The organism is Pseudophaeobacter profundi (assembly GCF_029697505.1).
GTDB lineage: Bacteria > Pseudomonadota > Alphaproteobacteria > Rhodobacterales > Rhodobacteraceae > Pseudophaeobacter > Pseudophaeobacter profundi.
Genome location: NZ_JARJEF010000002.1, coordinates 450,420 through 471,083 on the forward strand (window position 1 = coordinate 450,420; position 20,664 = coordinate 471,083).

The 20,664-nt window shown below is 60.1% G+C and carries 19 protein-coding genes; 10 read left to right on the top strand and 9 right to left on the bottom strand.

All coding sequences use genetic code 11. The features are described from left to right. Position 1: 1 nt before the first annotated feature. Positions 2-1,486, bottom strand: a complete 1,485-nt coding sequence (locus P2081_RS05320; protein WP_278921830.1) for a leucyl aminopeptidase — start codon at positions 1,484-1,486, stop codon at positions 2-4. Between the two features lie 295 nt (positions 1,487-1,781). Here P2081_RS05320 and lptF point away from each other — a divergent pair, with 295 nt between their 5' ends. The 6 genes from lptF (at position 1,782) to rsmA (ending at position 9,392) form a co-directional block, all read left to right on the top strand. Beyond that, entirely contained in the window at positions 1,782-2,927 is a 1,146-nt protein-coding gene (lptF, locus tag P2081_RS05325) for an LPS export ABC transporter permease LptF (protein WP_278921831.1), read from the top strand. Then, on the top strand, positions 2,924-4,027 hold the full coding sequence (gene lptG, locus P2081_RS05330; protein WP_278921832.1) for an LPS export ABC transporter permease LptG: 1,104 nt from the start codon (positions 2,924-2,926) through the stop codon (positions 4,025-4,027). Before lptF ends, lptG begins: the two co-directional genes overlap by 4 nt. Position 4,028: 1 nt before the next feature. Next, positions 4,029-6,191 carry an LPS-assembly protein LptD gene (locus P2081_RS05335; protein WP_278921833.1) on the top strand — a complete coding sequence of 721 codons (2,163 nt, stop codon included), beginning with the start codon at positions 4,029-4,031 and terminating at the stop codon, positions 6,189-6,191. Continuing rightward, positions 6,176-7,435, top strand: coding sequence for a peptidylprolyl isomerase (locus P2081_RS05340; RefSeq protein ID WP_278921834.1), 1,260 nt, complete (start codon positions 6,176-6,178; stop codon positions 7,433-7,435). The genes P2081_RS05335 and P2081_RS05340 overlap by 16 nt, the downstream gene beginning before the upstream one ends. Next, positions 7,432-8,463, top strand: coding sequence for a 4-hydroxythreonine-4-phosphate dehydrogenase PdxA (pdxA, locus tag P2081_RS05345; protein WP_278921835.1), 1,032 nt, complete (start codon positions 7,432-7,434; stop codon positions 8,461-8,463). Before P2081_RS05340 ends, pdxA begins: the two co-directional genes overlap by 4 nt. Positions 8,464-8,546: 83 nt before the next feature. Then, a complete protein-coding gene (gene rsmA / locus P2081_RS05350) occupies positions 8,547-9,392 on the top strand; it encodes a 16S rRNA (adenine(1518)-N(6)/adenine(1519)-N(6))-dimethyltransferase RsmA (protein WP_278921836.1) in 846 nt (281 codons plus the stop codon). A gap of 135 nt (positions 9,393-9,527) precedes the next feature. Here the strand turns inward: rsmA and P2081_RS05355 are convergent, their stop codons facing one another. The 3 genes from P2081_RS05355 to prfA all read right to left on the bottom strand — a co-directional run bounded on the left by P2081_RS05355 (position 9,528) and on the right by prfA (position 12,424). Next, the gene (locus tag P2081_RS05355) at positions 9,528-10,304 is read right to left on the bottom strand and encodes a DUF4167 domain-containing protein (RefSeq protein ID WP_278921956.1); all 777 of its coding nucleotides are present in this window, start codon (positions 10,302-10,304) and stop codon (positions 9,528-9,530) included. Positions 10,305-10,529: 225 nt separating this feature from the next. After that, a complete protein-coding gene (prmC, locus tag P2081_RS05360; RefSeq protein ID WP_278921837.1) occupies positions 10,530-11,369 on the bottom strand; it encodes a peptide chain release factor N(5)-glutamine methyltransferase in 840 nt (279 codons plus the stop codon). Continuing rightward, positions 11,369-12,424 carry a peptide chain release factor 1 gene (prfA, locus tag P2081_RS05365; RefSeq protein ID WP_278921838.1) on the bottom strand — a complete coding sequence of 352 codons (1,056 nt, stop codon included), beginning with the start codon at positions 12,422-12,424 and terminating at the stop codon, positions 11,369-11,371. Before prfA ends, prmC begins: the two co-directional genes overlap by 1 nt. Before the next feature lie 73 nt (positions 12,425-12,497). Between prfA and P2081_RS05370 the strand changes: the two genes are divergently transcribed. Further along, complete coding sequence (locus P2081_RS05370; RefSeq protein ID WP_278921839.1) at positions 12,498-12,812, top strand: hypothetical protein; 315 nt, start codon at positions 12,498-12,500, stop codon at positions 12,810-12,812. A 203-nt stretch (positions 12,813-13,015) separates the two neighbouring features. On the opposite strand, the gene P2081_RS05375 is transcribed toward P2081_RS05370, so the two are convergent. The 4 genes from P2081_RS05375 to P2081_RS05390 form a co-directional block, all read right to left on the bottom strand. Then, entirely contained in the window at positions 13,016-13,438 is a 423-nt protein-coding gene (locus P2081_RS05375; RefSeq protein WP_232400858.1) for a DUF1499 domain-containing protein, read from the bottom strand. Between the two features lie 57 nt (positions 13,439-13,495). Next, entirely contained in the window at positions 13,496-14,443 is a 948-nt protein-coding gene (speB, locus tag P2081_RS05380) for an agmatinase (RefSeq protein ID WP_278921840.1), read from the bottom strand. Continuing rightward, the gene (speB, locus tag P2081_RS05385) at positions 14,436-15,404 is read right to left on the bottom strand and encodes an agmatinase (protein ID WP_278921841.1); all 969 of its coding nucleotides are present in this window, start codon (positions 15,402-15,404) and stop codon (positions 14,436-14,438) included. The genes speB (P2081_RS05380) and speB (P2081_RS05385) overlap by 8 nt, the downstream gene beginning before the upstream one ends. Before the next feature lie 151 nt (positions 15,405-15,555). Further along, positions 15,556-16,719, bottom strand: coding sequence for a M20 aminoacylase family protein (locus tag P2081_RS05390; protein ID WP_278921842.1), 1,164 nt, complete (start codon positions 16,717-16,719; stop codon positions 15,556-15,558). Between the two features lie 63 nt (positions 16,720-16,782). Between P2081_RS05390 and mazG the strand changes: the two genes are divergently transcribed. The 3 genes from mazG (at position 16,783) to P2081_RS05405 (ending at position 19,129) form a co-directional block, all read left to right on the top strand. Further along, positions 16,783-17,640 carry a nucleoside triphosphate pyrophosphohydrolase gene (mazG, locus tag P2081_RS05395; RefSeq protein WP_278921843.1) on the top strand — a complete coding sequence of 286 codons (858 nt, stop codon included), beginning with the start codon at positions 16,783-16,785 and terminating at the stop codon, positions 17,638-17,640. 92 nt (positions 17,641-17,732) lie between these two features. Next, positions 17,733-18,683, top strand: coding sequence for a nucleoside hydrolase (locus P2081_RS05400; RefSeq protein ID WP_278921844.1), 951 nt, complete (start codon positions 17,733-17,735; stop codon positions 18,681-18,683). Continuing rightward, positions 18,680-19,129 (top strand): GNAT family N-acetyltransferase, encoded by a 450-nt coding sequence (locus P2081_RS05405; protein WP_278921845.1) that lies wholly within the window; start codon positions 18,680-18,682, stop codon positions 19,127-19,129. The genes P2081_RS05400 and P2081_RS05405 overlap by 4 nt, the downstream gene beginning before the upstream one ends. 104 nt (positions 19,130-19,233) lie before the next feature. On the opposite strand, the gene eno is transcribed toward P2081_RS05405, so the two are convergent. Next, a complete protein-coding gene (eno, locus tag P2081_RS05410) occupies positions 19,234-20,511 on the bottom strand; it encodes a phosphopyruvate hydratase (protein ID WP_278921846.1) in 1,278 nt (425 codons plus the stop codon). Positions 20,512-20,664: the final 153 nt, after the last annotated feature.

Here is a 20,664-nt window from a genome sequence, read left to right on the forward strand (position 1 = left end):
GTTATTCTTCGGTCTCGAACTGGTCCTGCACCAGACGATCCAATGCCATGACCCCCCAGCCGGTTGCCCCCTTCGGCGCATAGGAGGTGGCCGATTTCACCGAGGCGACACCGGCGATATCAAGATGAATCCAAGGCATGTCTTCCTTGATGAATCGCTTCAGGAACTGCGCCGCAGTGATAGAGCCCGCCGGGCGGCCACCAACGTTTTTCATATCGGCAATGCGCGATTTCAGCTGATCGTCATAGCCCTGCGCCAGAGGCAGGCGCCAAGCCCCTTCATCCGCAGCCTCGGCCGCCTTCAGGAAGCCATTGCACAGGCTATCATCATTCGAAAAGACCCCGGCCTTTTCATGACCCAGGCCAATGATCACCGCACCAGTCAATGTCGCCAGATCAATGACGCCGCAGGGTTTAAAGCGTTCCTGCGCGTACCACAGCACATCACAAAGCACCAAACGCCCCTCGGCATCGGTGTTGATCACCTCGATGGTGTCACCCTTCATGGATTTCACCACATCCCCAGGACGGGTGGCATTGCCAGAAGGCATGTTTTCCACCAGCCCGACCAGGCCAACCACATTGGCACGGGCCTTGCGCAGGGCAAGCGCCTTCATGGTACCAACCACAACACCAGCGCCGCCCATATCCATGGTCATATCTTCCATGCCCGCCGCCGGTTTCAGGGAAATACCGCCAGTGTCAAACACCACCCCCTTGCCCACCAACGCCAGCGGGGCTGCGGCCTCGGCACCGCCCTTCCACTGCATCACAGCCACATGAGAGGGGCTATCAGAGCCCTGTCCGACGCAGAGCAAAGCCCCCATGCCCAGCTCTTCCAGTGCGGCCTCATCCAGAATTTCCACCTCAAGCCCGAGTGCGGACATCTCTTTGATACGCCGCGCGAATTCGACGGTGGTAAGCACATTTGCAGGCTCGTTCACCAGATCGCGGGTCATATGCACCCCTTCCGCCACAGCGGCCAGCGGCGCGTAGGCGGACGCCATGTCATCGGCAGATTTATGCGCGACCGTGATCGTCGGAAGATCAGCGGGTGCATCGTCTTTGGGCGATTTGTGATTGTCAAAACCATAGCTGCGCAGGGCGATGCCCATCGCAAGTTCTGCCGCTTTGGACATGGCACCGGCCATCACCGTCAGATTTTTTTCTGGTGCTGCTGCCGCCAGCTTTGCCCCTGCCTTGCGCGCCTCGGTTGGGGAAACGCGCCGTGGCAACACCAACACATGCAGGGCTTCGGCTATCAAACCAGCCGGCCAGGCCAAGGTGATAACCTTTCCAGGCTTGTGCTTGTCAAATCCAGGGGCTGCGATCAACCGCGCCAGAGCGCCCTTGGTCAGCCGGTTGGCCGCGCGCGCGGCCTGATCCATCACGCCCCCTGGGGTCACCAGAACGGCCACATGTCCGGTCATACCCGACAGCTCTTTTGGATCATACTCGGCAAAGCGGATGGCGGGCAAAGTGCTCATGTCTAGGGCTCCTGTCGGGATCAAATCTGGAATTGCTTCGCCAATAGGTAGCTTGCACCCCGCGCAATGGCCAGCCCCCACAGGCAAGAGCACAAAACGCAGTGTCAATTGGGGTTTGGCATAGGGCCTTCACGGCGGCGGGTGCCGCTCTGCCTGATTGCTCTGCGCTCTGTCGGGGCGTACCTGGCGCGAAAGCTTCGCAAGAACACGGAATTGGACCAAATTGCAGTTTTCCCCGCAGAACAATTCCTTTATGGTTTGGCAAAATGATAATGGCAGGGTCTGGGGGGATCGAGTGTCACGCTTCGACAGATACGTCCTGTCGCAATATCTGCTGTTATTCAGCTTTTTTGCGCTTATCTTAGTTGCCGTCTTCTGGGTGAACCGGGCGGTTGTCCTGTTTGATCGCCTGATCGGCGACGGCCAGACAGCGATGGTGTTCTTTGAATTCACCGCCCTGGCGCTGCCCAACCTTATACGCATGGTACTGCCGGTGGCGGTCTTTGCATCGGCAGTCTGGGTTACCAACCGGTTGCAGGGTGAAAGCGAATTGACGGTTCTGCGGGCCACGGGGACCAGCCCCTGGCAAATGGCGCGACCTGCGCTGGTCTTTGGGCTGATCACCGGGCTGATGATGTCGGTCCTGACCCATTTTCTGCTGCCCAGTTCGATCAATCAGCTGGCGCTGCGCGAACAGGAAGTATCCCGCAATGTGACCGCCAAGCTGCTAACCGAAGGAAATTTTCTGCACCCCGCCAAGGGCGTGACCTTTTATATCCGCCAGATCAACACTGACGGCACCCTGAATGATGTCTTTCTATCCGACCGGCGAGACCCGAATAACAGCGTCACCTACACTGGCGCCCGCGCCTTTCTCGTACGCGACGCAGAGCGTACCCACCTCATTATGGTTGATGGAATGGCACAACGTCTGGACCTGAAGAAACGGCAGCTTTCGACCACGAAGTTTTCTGATTTCTCCTATGATATCAGTTCTTTGACTAACAATTCTTCTGTGTCAAATCGCAATATCCGGGCGATTCCCAGCTGGGAACTGTTTCAAAACCGTGACCTGCTCCCCCAGTCGGACGGCTACACCCCCGGTGCCTTGGCAGAGGAATTCCACCTGCGCTTTGCCCGTGCCTTGATCTGTGTTGCCGTGGCGATGATCGGGTTTTCGGCACTGATGCTGGGATCCTACTCGCGCTTTGGCGTCTGGCGTCAGGCGCTCTTGGCTTTTTTGCTGCTGATCCTGATCGAAGGGCTGCGCGGCGTGGTTTCGGAACCCGTGATGAAAAACCCTGACCTTTGGCCGCTGATCTATTTGCCCGCACTGACCGGGCTTGCCATTGCGATGGGGTTCCTACAGCTGGCGGCGCGGCCACCGGTGCTGCAACGGCGCGGAATCGCGGCTGCAAACAAACAGGAGGCCCGGTCATGAAGCTGGATCTCTACTATGCGCGACGCTTTTTTCAGTGGTTCGCCATCATCTGCGGTGTCTTGATGACCCTGGTCATGCTGATTGACCTGAACGAACAATTCCGCCGGTTTGACAGCGTTGACATTGGCGCCGGGAAGCTCCTGGGCTTGACCCTGCTGAATGCGCCCGCCGCGCTAAGCGAATTTCTACCGCTGATCATGATCTTGACCACAATTGTGCTATTTGTCGGGCTGGCCCGCAGCAGTGAACTGGTGGTGACGCGGGCGATTGGGCGCTCTGGCATCCGGGCGCTGGCTGCCCCAGTTTTGGTCGCCGGGCTCTTGGGGCTCTTGGCGGTCAGCACGCTCAACCCGATTGTTGCCGCCACCACCAACCGGTACAAAACCCTGGCCGATACCTACCGCAACGGCGGGCCTGCTGTGCTGTCGCTCTCTGGCGAGGGACTGTGGCTGCGCCAGGGCAGCACAACTGGGCAAGCGGTGATCCATGCCACCTCATACGGTGGTGGGCAGGATGACATCATTCTTTATGACGTGACCCTTATCGAATATGCGACGGACAAGGGGCCGGTGCGGCGGATCATCGCCAAGAGCGCCAAGCTGGATGGGGAAGAATGGCTCTTGCGCTCTGCCAAAGCCTGGCAATTGGCAAGTGGCATCAATCCGGAAAAATCGGCCACCACCCATGAAACACTGCGCCTGCCGACCTCGCTAACCCAGGATCGTATCCGCGACAGGCTAGGCTCGGCCGATGGGATTTCGATCTATGATCTGCCAAGTACCATACGCGACCTGTCGCAGGCAGGGTTTTCCACCAAACGCTATCAGGTCTGGTATCAGGTAGAACTGGCCCGGCCTCTGTTCCTGATCGCGATGGTTCTGGTGGGGGCTGCCTTTACCATGCGCCATGTGCGCTTTGGTGGTACTGGGCTGGCAGTGCTGACCGCTGTGCTCTTGGGGTTTGGGCTGTACTTCATACGCAATTTTGCGCAAATCTTGGGGGAGAACGGCCAGATCCCGGTAGCACTTGCTGCCTGGGCACCGCCGGTGGCCTCTATTCTGCTGACGATGGGACTGCTCTTACATGCTGAGGACGGATAATATGCGCCGCGCCCTATTGCTCTCGGTGGTTCTGCCATGGCTGGTCGCTGCCCAGCCTGCAATCGCACAGGGCACCGGCCCCCTTCCCGTTGCAGAGCAGCCAGCAATCCTGGTTGCTGATCAGCTGTTCATCACCCCGGAACGCCAGTTGATTGCCAAGGGAAATGTCGAAGCATTCAGGGGCGATGTTCGCCTACAGGCCCGGCAGATCACCTTTGAAGAAAGCTCTGGTACCCTGCAGATCGAGGGACCAATCCGCATTGATCAAGGCGGCGATATCACCATTCTGGCCGACGCCGCCGAGATGGACCGCGATCTGCGCGATGGGTTGCTGACCGGTGCCCGCATGGTCTTCAAGCAGCAACTGCAAATGGCCTCGCTCGAAATGGCCCGAGTTGGCGGGCGGTATACCCAGCTCTACAAGACCTCTGTGACGTCTTGCCATGTCTGCGATGACGGCGAACCACCACTCTGGCAGATTCGGGCCGAGCGGGTGATCCATGATCAGGTCGAACAGCAGCTCTATTTTGAAGGTGCCCAGGTCAGGGTGCTGGATGTACCCGTCTTCTACTTTCCCGCCGTGCGCCTGCCGGACCCTTCGCTGAAACGCAGCACCGGCTTCCTGGTGCCGTCGACGCGCAGCACCTCGAACCTGGGAACCGGGATCAAGGTGCCCTACTTCTTTACCCTGGGCGACAGCCGGGATCTGACCCTGGCCCCCTACATTTCCGGCAGCACCCGCACCCTGGATGCACGCTACCGCCAAGCCTTTCGTCGCGGAACTATTGAATTGAACGGCGCCTACACACGCGATGATCTTCAGCCCGGCGATGACCGTGGTTATCTGTTTGCGACCGGCCAGTTTCACCTAAAGAACGATCTACAGCTGGAACTTGACCTCAAGTCCGTCTCGGACAATGCCTATATTGCCGATTACGGCCTGCCCGATCAGGATCGCCTGCGGTCTGAAATCACCCTGACCCGCGCAGGACGCGACAGCCTGCTGCGCGCCGGCATCATCAAGTTCAAGACCCTGCGCGACAGCGAAGACCAGGATCTTCTCCCCTCGAACATTGGTGAAATCTACTACCAGAAGCGCTATTTCCCGATCTCCATCGGTGGCGAGACACGACTGACACTGGAAGCGCATGGCCACAGTCGCACCTCGGACATCGAAGGGAACCGGACCGAAACCAATGGCCGCGATCAGGGCCATATTACCGCCGATGTCGATTGGCGTCGCCACTGGCAGCTCGCAGGCGGGCTAGAGGTCGAGTGGGCCGTGGGGGCCGCAGTCGACGGCTTCACCACCTATGACGATTCTTACTATGATGAACACAGCTCACGACTTACCCCGCGGTCGCGCCTGACCCTGCGCCTGCCAATGTCCAAAACGGATGCCAGCGGTGCCGCGCAGTTCCTGGAGCCCATCGTGCAACTGGGCTGGAGCAATACCATCGGCGAGGATACCGCCCGCGATGAGAGCAATTTTGTCGAATTTGACCAGGGCAACCTGCTGTCGCTTTCGCGGTTTCCGGCGGCGGATGCCCGCGAAGATGGGCTGTCACTGGCTTACGGGGTGAATTGGGCCCGCTTTGCCAGCAGCGGCTGGCAGGCCTATGCCACACTCGGCCAGATTTTGCGCCAGGACAGCGATCCCCGCTTTACCGAAAGCTCGGGGCTGGGAGGGATCACGTCAAACCTGTTGCTGGCCGGGCAATTGAAATTCAGCGACGATATGGCGCTGACGGCGCGCGGCTTGCTGAATGATTCCCTCAACTTCTCCAAGGCTGAGGTGCGCGGCGACTGGTATCGCGATGATCTGTCACTGTCCGGCAGTTATCTCTGGCTTGGCACCGACCCCACCGAAAGCCGCAATACCGAAACCTCTGAAATTTGGTTGGATGGCTCTTACGCGGTCTCAGCCAACTGGGAGGCCAGTGCCAACCTGCGCTACGATATCTCGGATGCGCGGGCGACCCGGGCCGGCATTGGCCTTGCCTACAGCAATGAATGTGTGACGGTCGACCTTTCGGTAAACCGGCGCTATACCTCAACCACAAGCGTCGATCCCTCAACGGATTTTGGGTTCTCAATCTCCATGAACGGGTTCTCAATCAATAACGGCAGCAAACAGTACAGGCGATCATGCAGACACTCTTGACCCAGGCCTTCTCCGCTTCCCTGATGCGAAGCTTTTCCAGAACCGCAGCCGCCGCCACGCTGGCGCTTGGGCTGGTTTCCACGGCCACGCCTCTGGTGGCGCAGGGGCTGTTTTCGCCCGCTATTACCGTGGATGGTGCCGTCATCACCAATTACGAATTGAAGCAGCGCGCCTTGTTCATGGGCATCCTGCGCACCCCCGGCAACCCAGAAATCATGGCCCGCAAGGAGCTGATCAATGATCGGCTCAAACTGGCGGAAATGGCAAGGGTTGGCATATCTCCCAGCGAAGAAGAGATCACTGCAGGCATAACGGAACTGGCTGGGCGGGCCAATCTGACCTTGAATGAATTCCTCAAGGTGCTTGGCGAAAACGGAATCGAGCCGGAAACAGTGCGCGATTTTACCAAGGTAGGCCTGGGTTGGCGGGAATATATCAGCTCGCGCTTTTTGGGCCGTGCCCGCCCCACCGAGGCAGAGATCGACCGCGCCATGGGCCAGGCCGGAGCAGGCGGGGTACAGGTGCTGCTCTCAGAACTGATCGTGCCGCTCAACGAGCAGAACGTCCAGCAGGTGCAGGAACTGACCGATCAGGTCGGGCAATTGACCAGCCAAGCCGCATTTTCCGCCGCCGCGGCCCAGTACTCCGCCTCTGACAGCCGCGCCAACGGGGGCAAACTGCCTTGGATGAACCTAACCAAACTGCCGCCGCAGTTGCAGCCCGTGGTGCTTGCACTTGATCCGGGCGAAATCACTGAACCGCTGCCACTGCAAGGCGCCGTTGCCATGTTCCAGATGCGCGGTGTGCGCGAAGTAACCGGCGGCAGCCAGCGATACTCGGCGATCGAATATGCCGCCTACTACATTCCGGGCGGCCGCAGCCCCGAGGCCCTGGCCCAGGGACAGAAGATTGCCAATTCCATTGACAGCTGTGATGATCTTTACGGTATTGCAAAGGGTCAGGACCCCGCCGTGCTGGACCGCAAAAGCCTGCCCCCTAGTGAAGTCCCCCAGGACATCGCCATTGAGCTGGCCAAGCTGGACCCAAATGAAACCTCGCTGACCCTGACCCGCAACCAGGGTCAGACGCTGATGCTGCTCATGCTCTGCGGGCGTAGCGCCGAACTCGGCGAAGGCGAATCCCGTGAAACGGTCGCAAATGCGCTGACCCAACAGCGGGTTGCCTCCTCCGCTGACAGCTTTCTGGAACAGCTGCGGGCAGATGCGCTGATCATCGAGAAATGACTCCTGCAATCCAGGGGGGCTCTGGGGCCTCCGCCGCCCCCAGAGCGCTGGCCCCGCTGGCGCTCAGCTGTGGTGAACCCGCCGGGATTGGCCCGGAAATCGCCGCCATGGCCTGGCAGCAACTGAAAGACAGTTGCCCGTTCTTTTGGATTGGCGATCCGCGCCATCTACCTGCGAGTCTGCCAGTGCAGCCGATCTCGCACCCACACGAGGCGCTGGCCCATGCGGCACGAGCCCTGCCGGTTCTGCCGCTGAAGTTTGCCGGCGATACCACCAAGGGCCGCGCCGATCCGGCCAATGCGCCCGGAGTGGTGCAATCCATTCAGCGCGGGGTAGAGCTGGTGCAATCCGGGCAGGCCGCCGCGCTGTGCACCGCCCCCATTCACAAGAAAGCGCTGATTGACGGCGCGCAGTTCGCCTTTCCCGGCCATACCGAGTTTCTGGCCCATCTGGCAGGTCGCGCCCGCGTGGTGATGATGCTGGCCAGCCCGGCCCTGCGGGTGGTGCCTGCCACCATTCATATCGCCCTGGCGGATGTGGCAACCACCCTGACCCCTGCACTGCTGCAAGAGGTGGTCGAGATCACGGCCCAGGGGCTGCGCCAGCAGTTTGGCATTGCGCAGCCGCGGATTGCCGTCGCCGGGTTGAACCCACATGCCGGCGAAGGTGGGGCCATGGGCCAGGAAGAACTGCTCTGGATCAATGCGTTGGTTGCAAAGCTTGATGCCGAGAGCCAAGCGCTGACCCTCACCGGGCCACATCCGGCGGATACGCTATTTCACGCCGCCGCCCGCGCCCGCTATGATGCGGCCATCTGCATGTATCACGATCAGGCGCTGATCCCGATCAAGACGCTGGATTTTGACCGCGGCGTCAATGTCACCCTTGGGCTGCCCTTTATCCGCACCTCGCCGGACCATGGCACCGCATTTGACATCGCGGGCACCGGCCAGGCCAATCCCTCTAGTCTGATCGAGGCGCTGAAACTTGCCCAGAGCATGGCGCAGCGCGCAACCGCGCCCTCTTGACGCGTTACATCCCACTGCCTATCCCGGCCCAACCCTCTCTTTGACTGGCGCCCCGCAAGGTCGCGCGCCCTGGACATATTGATATGAGTGCAATCGACAGCCTGCCTCCGCTGCGCGAGGTCATCGACACCCATCAGCTTCTGGCGCGCAAGTCGCTGGGGCAGAACTTTTTGCTGGATCTCAACCTCACCGCCAAGATCGCGCGTCAGGCTGGCGATTTGAGCGGCTGCGACGTGCTGGAAATCGGTCCCGGCCCCGGCGGGCTGACACGGGGGCTATTGGCCGAAGGAGCGCGGCGGGTGCTGGCAGTGGAAAAGGATAGCCGCTGCATGCCGGCGCTTGCCGAAATCGCTGCGGCCTATCCCGGCCGGTTGGAGCTGATCAATGGCGACGCGCTAGAGATCGACCCGCTGCGACATCTGACGCCTCCGGTGCGGGTTGCTGCCAATCTGCCCTACAATGTCGGCACCGAACTTCTGGTGCGCTGGCTCACCCCCAAGGACTGGCCGCCCTTCTGGCAAAGCCTGACCTTGATGTTTCAACGCGAAGTGGCCGAACGTATCGTTGCCCAGCCCGGTACCAAGGCCTATGGCCGCCTGGCGCTCCTGGCACAGTGGCGCGCTGATGCGCGTATCGTTCTGGCGCTGCCCCCCGAAGCCTTTAGCCCGCCACCCAAAGTGCATAGCGCCGTGGTGCATCTGACCGCGCTGGCCGAACCGCGCTTTCCAGCTGATGCCGCAACCCTGTCGCGGGTGATTGCTGCAGGCTTTAATCAGCGGCGCAAGATGCTGCGTGCCAGCCTCAAAAGCGTCGCCCCCGGCATCGAGGACCACCTGCGCGCAGCAGGTATCGCCCCGACTGAGCGCGCCGAACAGGTCAGCCTAGAGCAATTCTGCGCCCTCGCCCGCAGCATCAAGCCGCTGGACTAGCCCCCCGATCAGGCACCGCAGCTGATCCGGACACGATCGCGACTAGCAAATCATCAGACACAAAAAAACCGGTGCCCGAAAGGACGCCGGTTTTTTGTTGGGCTGTTCAAATAGATCAGCAAAACAGAAGAGGCCTTATTCAGCCGCTTCCGGTGCATCCTCAGGCTTGGCCTTGGGCTTTGCCCGCGCACGTGGCGCGCGTTTGGGCTTGGCTTCCTTGACCTCCTCCGCAGAAGACGCCTGATCGTCCCCCTCGCCGCTTGCACCCTGTTTGGGGGCAGGTTTGCGGCTGCGCGGTTTGCGGCTGGCCGGTTTTTTCCCGGCGCCCGCTGGCTCTTGCCCCTGCTGGCCCTGACCATGCTGGCCCTGGCTTTCGGGGGTTTCAACTAGGCCGCTCTCCTGTGCCGAAGCATCGACGCCGTTATCGACCGGCGCCCGTGCGGCGTCGCGCGGGTCCAGGACCTCGGGCTGCGGCGCGTTGGCCGGATCCGCATTGGCGGAGTCACCAGCCTCCCGGCGGGGGGCTGCGGCAGGTTGCTGCTGTTGTTGCTGATTGGCAGAGGCTTCGCGCTCCTGCCGTTCAAGACGCTCTGCGCGTTCGCGATCCCGCTCTGCCTGGCGCTCGCGGTTTTGCCGTTCCTGATCTTCACGCCGCGCATCGATTTCGCGCTGCGCTTCGTTCAACAACCGCAGGTAATGTTCCGCGTGTTGCTGAAAGTTTTCAGCCGCCACCCGGTCATTGCTGAGCTGCGCATCGCGAGTCAACTGATTGTATTTATCGATTATTTGTTGCGGGGTCCCGCGCACCTTGCCCTCTGGGCCGGAGCTATCGAAGACCCGATTTACAACATTGACCCCATTGGGGCGGTTCCGGTTCGACTTGGAACGCGAACGTGATTTTGACGATCTCATATGCCTAACGTCAGCCTTAATTTCATGTGTCATGGATCCAATGCAGCGCATCCCGGCGCCGGATGATCGACTATTTTGGGCTTGGTGTCGCTGGGAGGTAGAGAAACCTCGCCGTTATTGAGCGACACTTTGAGTAACCACTTTCTACCGCCCCAGACAAGGGGCGCACCTCATATTTCCCACATTTTCTTTCAAAAATAGAAATTTTCGCAACAAAATGCCACTTTAGGCCTGCCTTTGGCCGGTAACAACGCGGTCGCGCCCATCCAGATCCGGCAGGATGCGCAGATCGACCAGGCCCGCGTCTTGCAGCAATTTCACCACTGCTTGGCCCTGAGTGGGGCCAATTTCAAGGCAGAGCCGCCCGCCTGGGCGCAGATGCGCCATCACCCTGGCAGCGATTGCGCGATATGCGCCCAAACCATCGCCGCCATCGGTCAACGCCATATCGGGCTCATGGCCGCGCACCTCGGGCGACAGGCCTGCCATTTCGTCCAGGGCAATATAGGGCGGGTTAGCAGTGATCAGATCGAATTCACCACTGACATTGGCAAACCAGTCCGACTGCTGGATATCAATGCGGGCCTCCACCCGGTGCAGCACCGCATTGGCGCTGGCCTGCAGACAGGCGGCCTCGCTCAGATCCACACCCAGCCCCGACGCGCGCGGATTTTCCGCCAGCAGCGTCACCAGAATGCAGCCAGAGCCAAGGCCAAGATCCAGCACCCGTTCAAACGGCTGCGACAGGGCCACCTCGATCAGGGTTTCAGTTTCCGGGCGCGGATCCAGCACATCTTTGGAAACTTTGAAACGGCGGCCATAAAATTCACGCTCGCCAATCAGATGCGACACCGGCACCCGAACCGCGCGCAGCGCTATCAGTTGCTCGTAGCGGTCGGCCACCTCGGGGGAAAGTTCCTCTGGCGCGATCAGGGTGACGCGGCTGGCCTCTATGCGGGCGGCATGCGCTAGCAGAATACGGGCATCGCGCGCCGGATCCTCTACCCCTGCGGCCCGTAGCCGCGCCGCCGCAGCGGCCATGGCCTGGGCAGCGGTGCCTTCCATCACTGCCCCATCTCAGCCAAGAGCCGCGCCTGATTGTCTGCCGTCAGCGCGTCGATAATTTCATCAAGATCCCCCTGAAGGATTTGATCCAGCTTATAAAGGGTAAGGTTGATCCGATGGTCAGACATCCGCCCCTGGGGGAAGTTATAGGTGCGGATCCGTTCCGACCGATCCCCCGAACCGACCTGGCTGGCGCGATCAGCGGATCGTTCGCCATCAATGCGCTGGCGCTCCAGATCATAAAGCCGAGCGCGCAGAACCTGCATCGCAATCTCGCGGTTTCGATGCTGCGATTTCTCGGCGCTCACCACCATGACGCCGGTGGGAATATGGGTGATACGCACCGCAGAATCGGTGGTATTGACGTGCTGCCCCCCCGAGCCAGAGGCGCGCATGGTATCAATACGAATGTCACCAGGGTCGATCATCACATCGACCTCCTGGGCTTCGGGCAGCACCGCCACGGTGGCCGCCGAGGTGTGAATCCGGCCACCGCTTTCGGTGACGGGCACCCGCTGCACCCGGTGGACGCCGCTTTCGTATTTCATCCGGGCAAAGACGTTTTCGCCTTTGATATGGGCCACCACTTCCTTGATGCCGCCCAGTTCGGTGGCCTGTTCTTCGATAATATCGAACTTCCAGCCGCGCGCCTCGGCGTAGCGCTGGTACATCCGCAGCAAATCACCGGCAAAAAGCGCGGCCTCGTCGCCACCGGTGCCGGGGCGAATTTCCAGCATGGCCGGGCGGGTATCGGCTTCATCCTTGGGCAAGAGCGCCAGCTGCAGCGCCTGCTCTGCCTCGGGCAGTGCCGCCTGCAGGCTGGGGATTTCTTCTTCCGCCAGTTCCTTCATATCCGGATCCGCCAGCATTGCTTTGGCGTCGTCCAGATCTGTCAGCAACTGGCGATAGGCGGTGATCTGTTCGGCCACTGGCTTGATCTCGGAATACTCCCGCGCCAGGTTGGCGATCTCGGCACCGCTTGCCCCCTCTGCCATAGCGGCTTCAAGATACTGAAACCGTTGCAGGATCTGCTCTAGCCGCTCTTCGGGGATCATCCGTGTCTCATCCTCTTTGGGGTATCGTCCTGCCGCTTTGGCATAAAGATCTCTTCTGTGATATGCTAGCCGCATGCAACATGCCAGTGCCCTTATCGCATTCCTGTTCACCTGCCTTGCCCTCCCCGCGTTTGCGGATGTTCAGGGGCCAGGCGGCACGGTTATTGATTGCTACTGTACCGACAAAAGCGGCGCCAGGGTTGAGCTGGGCGAACTACGTTGCCTGAACGTAGATGGGCGCCGATTCATGGCCCAGTGCCAGATGTCGCTAAACGTGCCGATGTGGCGCGAGGTGCAGGCGAACTGCCTCTCGGCGAGCCTGTCGGGTTCTGCACGCAAAACCGCAGTGCAACACACTGCTCCGCGTGGGGCGCTGCCCGCCCTGTAGCATAACGGCTGCGACAACCGGGCAACTAGGCGGCGCGCGCCGCGAACAGGCTGAAACCACCGCCGGATCAAGGCCCAGCCCCCGGCTGGCAACAAGCCAAAGCATGGTGCCAGCCAGCGTGGCCACCAGGTTTTATGCGGCAAGAATATGCGAAATCAGACGCGTAGGCCCAGCGGCGTGACTGCAAATAAATGCGACAGGCTCTAGTCTGCAAGCTTGGGCATCAAGGACAGCCAGGCGTCAATCCGCGCCTTGTTGACGCCAAGATCAGAACGGCCAAACCGCAGCCGGGCATAGACCTTGAGCAGATCGCCATCCTGGCGTGCCGTGGTATAATCGGGAAAGCCGATGACCTTGGTACGGGTCACATAGGTCGCCTGCCCGTCCTCGACCGATCCGGACAGCAGATTGGTGCGCGCCGCGCCCGAGGCAATTCGATCAAACTGGCGCAGCCCATCCGGCCCCGTACGCACCACCCGAAACACCCCGCCGCGAAATTCCTTGTCTTCGGTCAGTTCTGGCTGGGTGTTCCAATCAAAAGGATCAACCGGGGCCAGCCTGATAAAGCCCACAATAACCACGGCTGCGGCCAACAACACCCAAGCCAGTATCATGATCCTACCCATCGCGGCCCCGCCCCCTTGCCTGATGTGCCCCCCAATGGATGGGCCATGCGCAGCAGCTTAGCGTGATTTCACACCAGGAAGAACGCACATCATCTCATACAGCAAATTCGCCGCAGTCAGCGCGGTATTCCCCGAGGGATCATAGGGCGGCGAAACCTCGACGAGGTCGCAGCCGACAATGTTCAGCCCCTTCATGGCGCGGATCAGTTCCAGCGCCTGGGGCGTGGTCAGCCCGCCTATCTCTGGTGTGCCGGTGCCGGGCGCATAGGCCGGATCAAGGCTGTCGATATCATAAGAAATATAAACCGGGCGATTGCCGATATCGCGGCGAATCTCAGCGCCCATATTGTGCAGTTGTCGCCCCCAAAGTTCTTGTGCCGGGAAATGCTGAAAGCCCCAGCCCTGTGCCTCGGTGAAATCATTCGCACCATAGCCAGTGCCGCGAATGCCGATCTGATAGGTTTTATCCGCGACAATCAGCCCTTCCTCATAGGCGCGGCGAAACACCGTACCATGGGTTTCTCGCTCACCGAACATATCGTCGTTCACATCCGCATGGGCATCGATATGCACCAGGGCAACGGGGCCGTATTTGGCCGCAATCGCCCGCAGGATCGGCAGGGTGATCGAATGATCGCCCCCCATGGCCATCGGGATCACTCCGCCCGCCAGGATGGCATTGTAGCTGTCTTCGATGATGCGCAGCGATTCCTTCAGCGAGAAGGTATTGATTGCCAGATCGCCGATATCCCCGGCATTCAGGCTGTCAAACGGTGCCGCCCCTGTCGCCATGTTATAGGGGCGCAGCATCGCGCTTTCGGCGCGGATCTGTTTCGGGCCAAAACGGGTGCCAGAACGCCAGGAGGTTCCAATATCGATCGGCACCCCCAGAAAGGCCACATCCAAGCCATCAAGCGAGGTTGCCTGCGGCAGCCGCATAAAGGTGCTCGGTCCGGAAAACCGCGCCAGATCATTGCCACTAATCGGTTGATTAAACTCAGCCATTTTCTCTCATATTCCAGCCCAGAAGGCAGATAATTTCCATTGCCACATGCGCCCCGGCCACTGCGGTCGCCCCTGTGGTATCAAATAGAGGCGAAACCTCCACCACGTCGCCGCCCTTGATATTGATCCCTGCGATCTCGCGCAAGATGCGCGCCGCCTGGGCCGAGGTCAGCCCGCCCCAAACGGGGGTGCCGGTGCCGGGGGCATAGGCTGGGTCCAGCCCGTCGATGTCAAAGCTAAGATAGGTCGGCTTGTCCCCGACGATCGCCTTGATCCGGGCTGCGGTCTCAACCGGGCCAATCTCGTGGACGGTGGGCGCATCAATGATGTTGACCCCAAGCGTATCCTCGACCGTGGTGCGAATGCCCACCTGCACCGAGGTGGCCGGATCGACAATGCCCGATTTCACCGCCTTGTAGAACATGGTGCCGTGGTCGACGCGGTCAAAATCATCATCCGGCCAGGTATCGGGGTGGGCATCGAACTGCACCAGCGATAGCGGGCCGTATTTTTCGGCATAGGCTTGCAGGATCGGAAAGCTGATATAGTGATCGCCCCCCAGCGTCACCGAGGCAGTATCAGTGGCCAGAATGCCGCGAATATGATCACGTAGCGCATCCGGAAAGGCCGCGACATTTGCATAGTCAAAGGCCAGATCGCCATAATCGGCAATCGCCAGTTCGCTTAAGGGATCATAGCCCCAGCCATAGGGCGGATCAAAAGGTTGCAGGCTAGAGGCCTCGCGGATGGCGCGCGGGCCAAGACGGGTGCCCGGGCGGTTGGTCACCGCCTGATCAAAGGGGACGCCGGTGATGGCAATATCAGCATGCGTCAGGTCTTTGGTATAGCTGCGGCGCAGAAAGGACAGCGCCCCGCCAAAACTGTTCTCAAAGCTGAGCCCCTTGAGATCATCACGTGTGAATGCCTGATCCACCTGCGTTTTTGCGTCTTCCAGTGCCATGGGTCTATCCCTCTTGCAGCCGCCTGCCCGGCGTCAAATCCGTGCGAAACGAGGCACGATGCTTGCGTGATCCCCAAAGGCAGGCATAATTTGATCATATTATAGGGCGGAAATAGCTGCTTTTTCCGCCCCTGTCACCTTTTTCCGTAGATCAGCGCAATGGCAACGCCCGTTCCACCAGCCGGGCAAAGAACGAAGCCCCCACCGGCGCAATGTCGTCGTTGAAATTATACTTGGGGTGGTGCAGTCCGGCGCCTTCGCCCTGACCAAGGAACAGATAGGCGCCGGGACGGGCCTTCAGCATGTAAGAGAAATCTTCGGCACCCATTTCGCGCTCGCCGTCTGGTTCGACGTTTTCAGCGCCTGAAATCTCGGCCGCCACGTCAGCGGCAAAGGCGGCCTTATCGGCATGGTTGACGGTCGCAGGATAGCCAAGTTCATAGTCCAGCGCGGCGGTGACGCCATAGCTGGCCGCCTGGCCTGCCACGATTTCCTCCATCCGGCGCATCACCATTTTCTGCACCTCCGGGTTAAAGCTGCGCACCGTGCCATTGATATAGGCGGTATCGGGGATCACATTGTCCACCGTGCCGGTGTGGATCTGCGTGACCGAAACCACCAGGTCTTCCAATGTGTGATGATTGCGGCTGATGATGGTCTGAATCGCCTGGGCAATGCCACAGGCTGCCATCACCGGATCACGGGTTTCATGCGGCATCGCGCCATGACCGCCCACCCCCTGGATATTGATATGAAAGGTATCAACCGCCGCCATCAGTGCGCCGGGCGCGGTCAAAAAGGTGCCCACAGGCAGGCCGGGGGCATTGTGCAGTGCATAGACCTCCTGAATGTCGAACCGATCCATGATGCCTTCTTCCACCATGATGCGGGCACCACCGATGGCCTCTTCGGCGGGCTGGAAGATCAGCGCCACCCGGCCGGCAAAATTGCGCGTCTCGGCCAGATATTTCGCCGCCCCCAGCAGCATGGTTGTATGGCCGTCATGGCCACAGGCATGCATGTTGCCCGCATGTTGCGAAACATAGTCTACGCTGGTTTCTTCCGGGATCGGCAGCGCATCCATATCCGCACGCAGGCCAATGGTCCCCCCCGGCCCCTGGCCATTGATGATGGCCACCATGCCCGAGGTGGCAATGCCCTCGTGCAGCTCATCCACGCCAATCTCGCGCAGGCGTTCGGCCACATAGGCCGCAGTTTTGGGCAGATCCAGCGCCAGTTCGGGGATCTGGTGCAGATGCTGACGCCATGTCTTCATCTCTGTCGCGTAATCAGCAATGCGGTTCACAACCGGCATGGGGTGGACTCCTGTGTGAGACTCGGGATTGATGCATCAGACACTGGAACAAGAGCCGCCGCAATGCCTGACACACCGCTACCGCCCCCCTATGACCCTGCGCTGATCCACAACGAAAGCGCTGGAATAGAACGACTTCTGGAGATCATGCAAGCCCTTCGCAACCCCGATCACGGCTGCCCCTGGGATATCGAGCAGGATTTTGCATCCATTGCGCCCTATACCATCGAAGAGGCCTATGAGGTCGCCGATGCGATCGAGCGCAAGGCCTGGGATGAACTGAAGGGAGAGCTGGGCGATTTGCTATTCCAATCAGTGTTTCACGCCCAGATGGCCGCCGAGGCTGGGCATTTCAGCTTTCAGGATGTGGTGACCACCATGTCGAACAAAATGGTCTCGCGACATCCGCATGTTTTTGGCGATGAGAATCGCGACAAAAGCCCCGAACAGCAGACAGCCGACTGGGAAGCGATCAAGGCAGCCGAGCGCGCCGGGCAGAAGCAGGATGGCACGCTTGACGGGGTGGCCGTGGGGCTACCGGCTCTGCTGCGTGCCTATAAACTGCAAAAACGCGCCGCCCGTGTGGGCTTTGACTGGCCGGTGATTGATGATGTCATCGCCAAGATCGCCGAAGAAAGCGCCGAACTGGCTGAGGCCCGCGCCGAGCTGAGCCAGGTTGAGGTCGAGGAAGAGTTTGGCGATCTGATGTTTGTCATGGCCAATCTGGGCCGCCACCTGGGCGTCGAACCCGAGGCCGCGCTTCGCAAAGCCAATGCCAAATTCATCCGCCGCTTTGAAGGCGTCGAGAGCAAGCTGGCCGCCAAAGGCAAAACCCCAGGCGATAGCGATCTGGCTGAAATGGATCTGCTCTGGGATGCGGTGAAACGCGATGAACGTGCTGCAATCCCTGAAAGCGATTGAAGAAATACCGTATTCCACGTGACAACCGCTGCACTGGACAATCCCCAGCCAGACTGCAAGGCTGGTAGCTTGAAATTCAGGACAGATCCCTCATGACCAGCACATCGCCTCGTAAAATCATCATCGACACCGATCCGGGCCAGGATGATGCCATCGCGATCCTGCTGGCGCTTGCCAGCCCAGAGGAGCTGGATCTGCTGGGCATCACCTGCGTGGCAGGCAATGTGCCGCTGGCGCGCACCCAAACCAATGCCCGCATCATCTGCGAGGTGGCAGGCCACCCCGAAGTCAAGGTCTTTGCCGGCCGTGACGCCCCCCTGTCGCGCCCTCTCGTCACCGCCGAAGCGGTGCATGGCAAGACCGGGCTGGATGGGCCTGAACTGTTTGACCCCAGGATGCCACTACAAACCCAACCTGGCGTTGACTTCATCATCGACAGCCTGCGCCAGGAACCAACCGGCACGGTCACTCTGTGTCCGCTGGGCCCACTGACCAATATCGCCGCCGCCTTTCAGGAAGCGCCCGATATCGTGGACCGGGTGCAAGAAATCGTGCTGATGGGCGGCGCCTATTTTGAGGTGGGAAACATCACCCCCGCCGCTGAATTCAACATCTATGTTGACCCGGAAGCCGCTGATATCGTGATGAAGTCCGGCGTGAAAATCACCATGATGCCACTGGATGTCACCCATAAGGCGCTGATCACCCGCCCGCGCATCGACGCGCTGCTCGCGCTGAACAGTCGGGTTGGCCAGTTTGCCGCCGAAATGCTCGACTTCTTTGAACGGTTCGATATGGAAAAATACGGCTCCGAAGGTGGCCCGCTGCACGACCCCTGCGTGATCGCCTATCTCATCCAGCCCGATCTGTTCAACGGGCGCCAGATCAATGTCGAGATCGAAACCCAGTCAGACCTGACCCTGGGCATGACTGTGGCCGATTGGTGGCGGGTGACGGATCGCCCGCAAAATGCACTGTTCATTGGTGATGTCGATGCCGACGGATTCTTTTCGCTGATCACCCAGAGACTGGCCAGACTATGAGCGCCGCACTGCATCTGGCCCGCCCCGAGGATCAAGAGAAGCTGTTACCCATGGTGGCCGCCTTTCACGCCGAGGCCGGGTTGGACACCAGCCCCGCGCAGCGCGAGGCAGGCATCGTGCCTTTGTTGGCGGGCATGCCCTACGGGGCGGTTTATATCATTGGCCCCACCCGCGCGCCGATTGGCTATATCGTCGTCACCTTTGGCTGGTCGGTGGAATTTGGCGGCATGGATGGCTTTGTCGATGAAATCTACATCCGCCCGGCCGTGCGCGGCCGTGGCCTTGCCACCGAGGTGCTGATCGAGCTGCCAAAAACCCTTGGCGCAGCCGGGGTCAAGGCGCTGCACCTGGAGGTAGACCGGCAGGATGAAAAGACTCAGAGGCTGTACCAGCGCACCCGGTTTGAACCGCGCGACCAATATATGCTGATGACCAAGGTACTGTAGCCCCCCTGATCACCGCGCCGCGCGGGCAATCAGACATTCGCAGAAAACGACAAAGGCCCCGAATTTTCGGGGCCTTTGATTTGGCGGCGCGTTACTTTTACGCCTTAGCCCTTAAGGATCGAACGACCTGCATATTCCGCCACCTCGCCCAGCACTTCTTCAATGCGGATCAGCTGGTTGTATTTCGCCAGCCGGTCAGACCGCGCCAGAGAACCCGTTTTGATCTGACCACAGTTGGTGGCAACTGCAAGATCGGCAATGGTGGCATCTTCGGTTTCACCCGAACGGTGCGACATCACATTGGTAAATCCCGCACGATGCGCCATATCCACCGCCTTCAGGGTCTCTGTCAGGGTGCCAATCTGGTTCACCTTGACCAGCATCGAATTGGCGCTGCCGCGCTTGATGCCTTCGGCCAGACGCGCGGGATTGGTGACAAACAGATCGTCACCCACCAGCTGTACCTTGTCGCCAATCTTGTCGGTCAGCAGCTTCCAGCCGTCCCAGTCATCCTCGGACATGCCGTCTTCGATGGAAATGATCGGGTAATCGGCAACCAGCGCTGCAAGGTAATCGGCATTTTCTTCCGAGCTCAGCACCTTGTCTTCGCCCGACAGCACGTATTTTCCATCCTTGTAGTATTCGGTCGCGGCACAATCGAGCGCCAGATAGATATCCTCGCCCGGACGGTAGCCTGCTTTTTCGATAGACTTCAGAATGAAATCCAGAGCTTCGCGGGTCGAGGCGATATTGGGGGCAAAGCCACCCTCATCGCCGATCCCGGTGGACAGACCTGCCGCCGACAGCTCTTTCTTCAGGGTGTGGAACACCTCTGCGCCCATGCGCACGGCCTCGCGGATACTGTTTGCAGCCACAGGCATGATCATGAATTCTTGAATGTCGATCGGGTTGTCTGCGTGTTCGCCGCCATTGATGATATTCATCATCGGCACAGGCAGAACCCGCGCAGAGGTACCGCCCACATAGCGAAACAGCGGCTGGGTGGTGAAATCAGCGGCTGCTTTGGCAACAGCCATCGACACCCCCAGGATAGCATTGGCACCAAGGCGCGCCTTGTTCGGGGTGCCGTCCAGGTCGATCATCGCCAGATCCAGCGCGACCTGATCGGTTGCATCAAAGCCGACCAACTCTTCGGCGATCTCACCATTGACGGCGGCAACCGCCTCCAGAACGCCCTTGCCCAGATAGCGATCCTTGTCGCCATCGCGGCGTTCAACCGCCTCATGCGCCCCGGTCGAAGCCCCGGATGGCACTGCGGCGCGGCCCATGGTGCCATCTTCAAGGATCACGTCAACCTCAACCGTGGGGTTGCCCCGGCTGTCGAGGATTTCGCGGGCGTGAATGTCGATAATCGTGCTCATTTGGACGGTCCCTGACTGTAACAAAAGATGCCTGCGTCATAGCAGCCGGGGGGCAAATGTAAACAGCTCTCGTTACCGCTAACGGCGTTTAATTCACGAGGTTAGGGCTAACATCTCACTGTTTGCGCCACCGGTAGCGATGCCGGTTTGGCC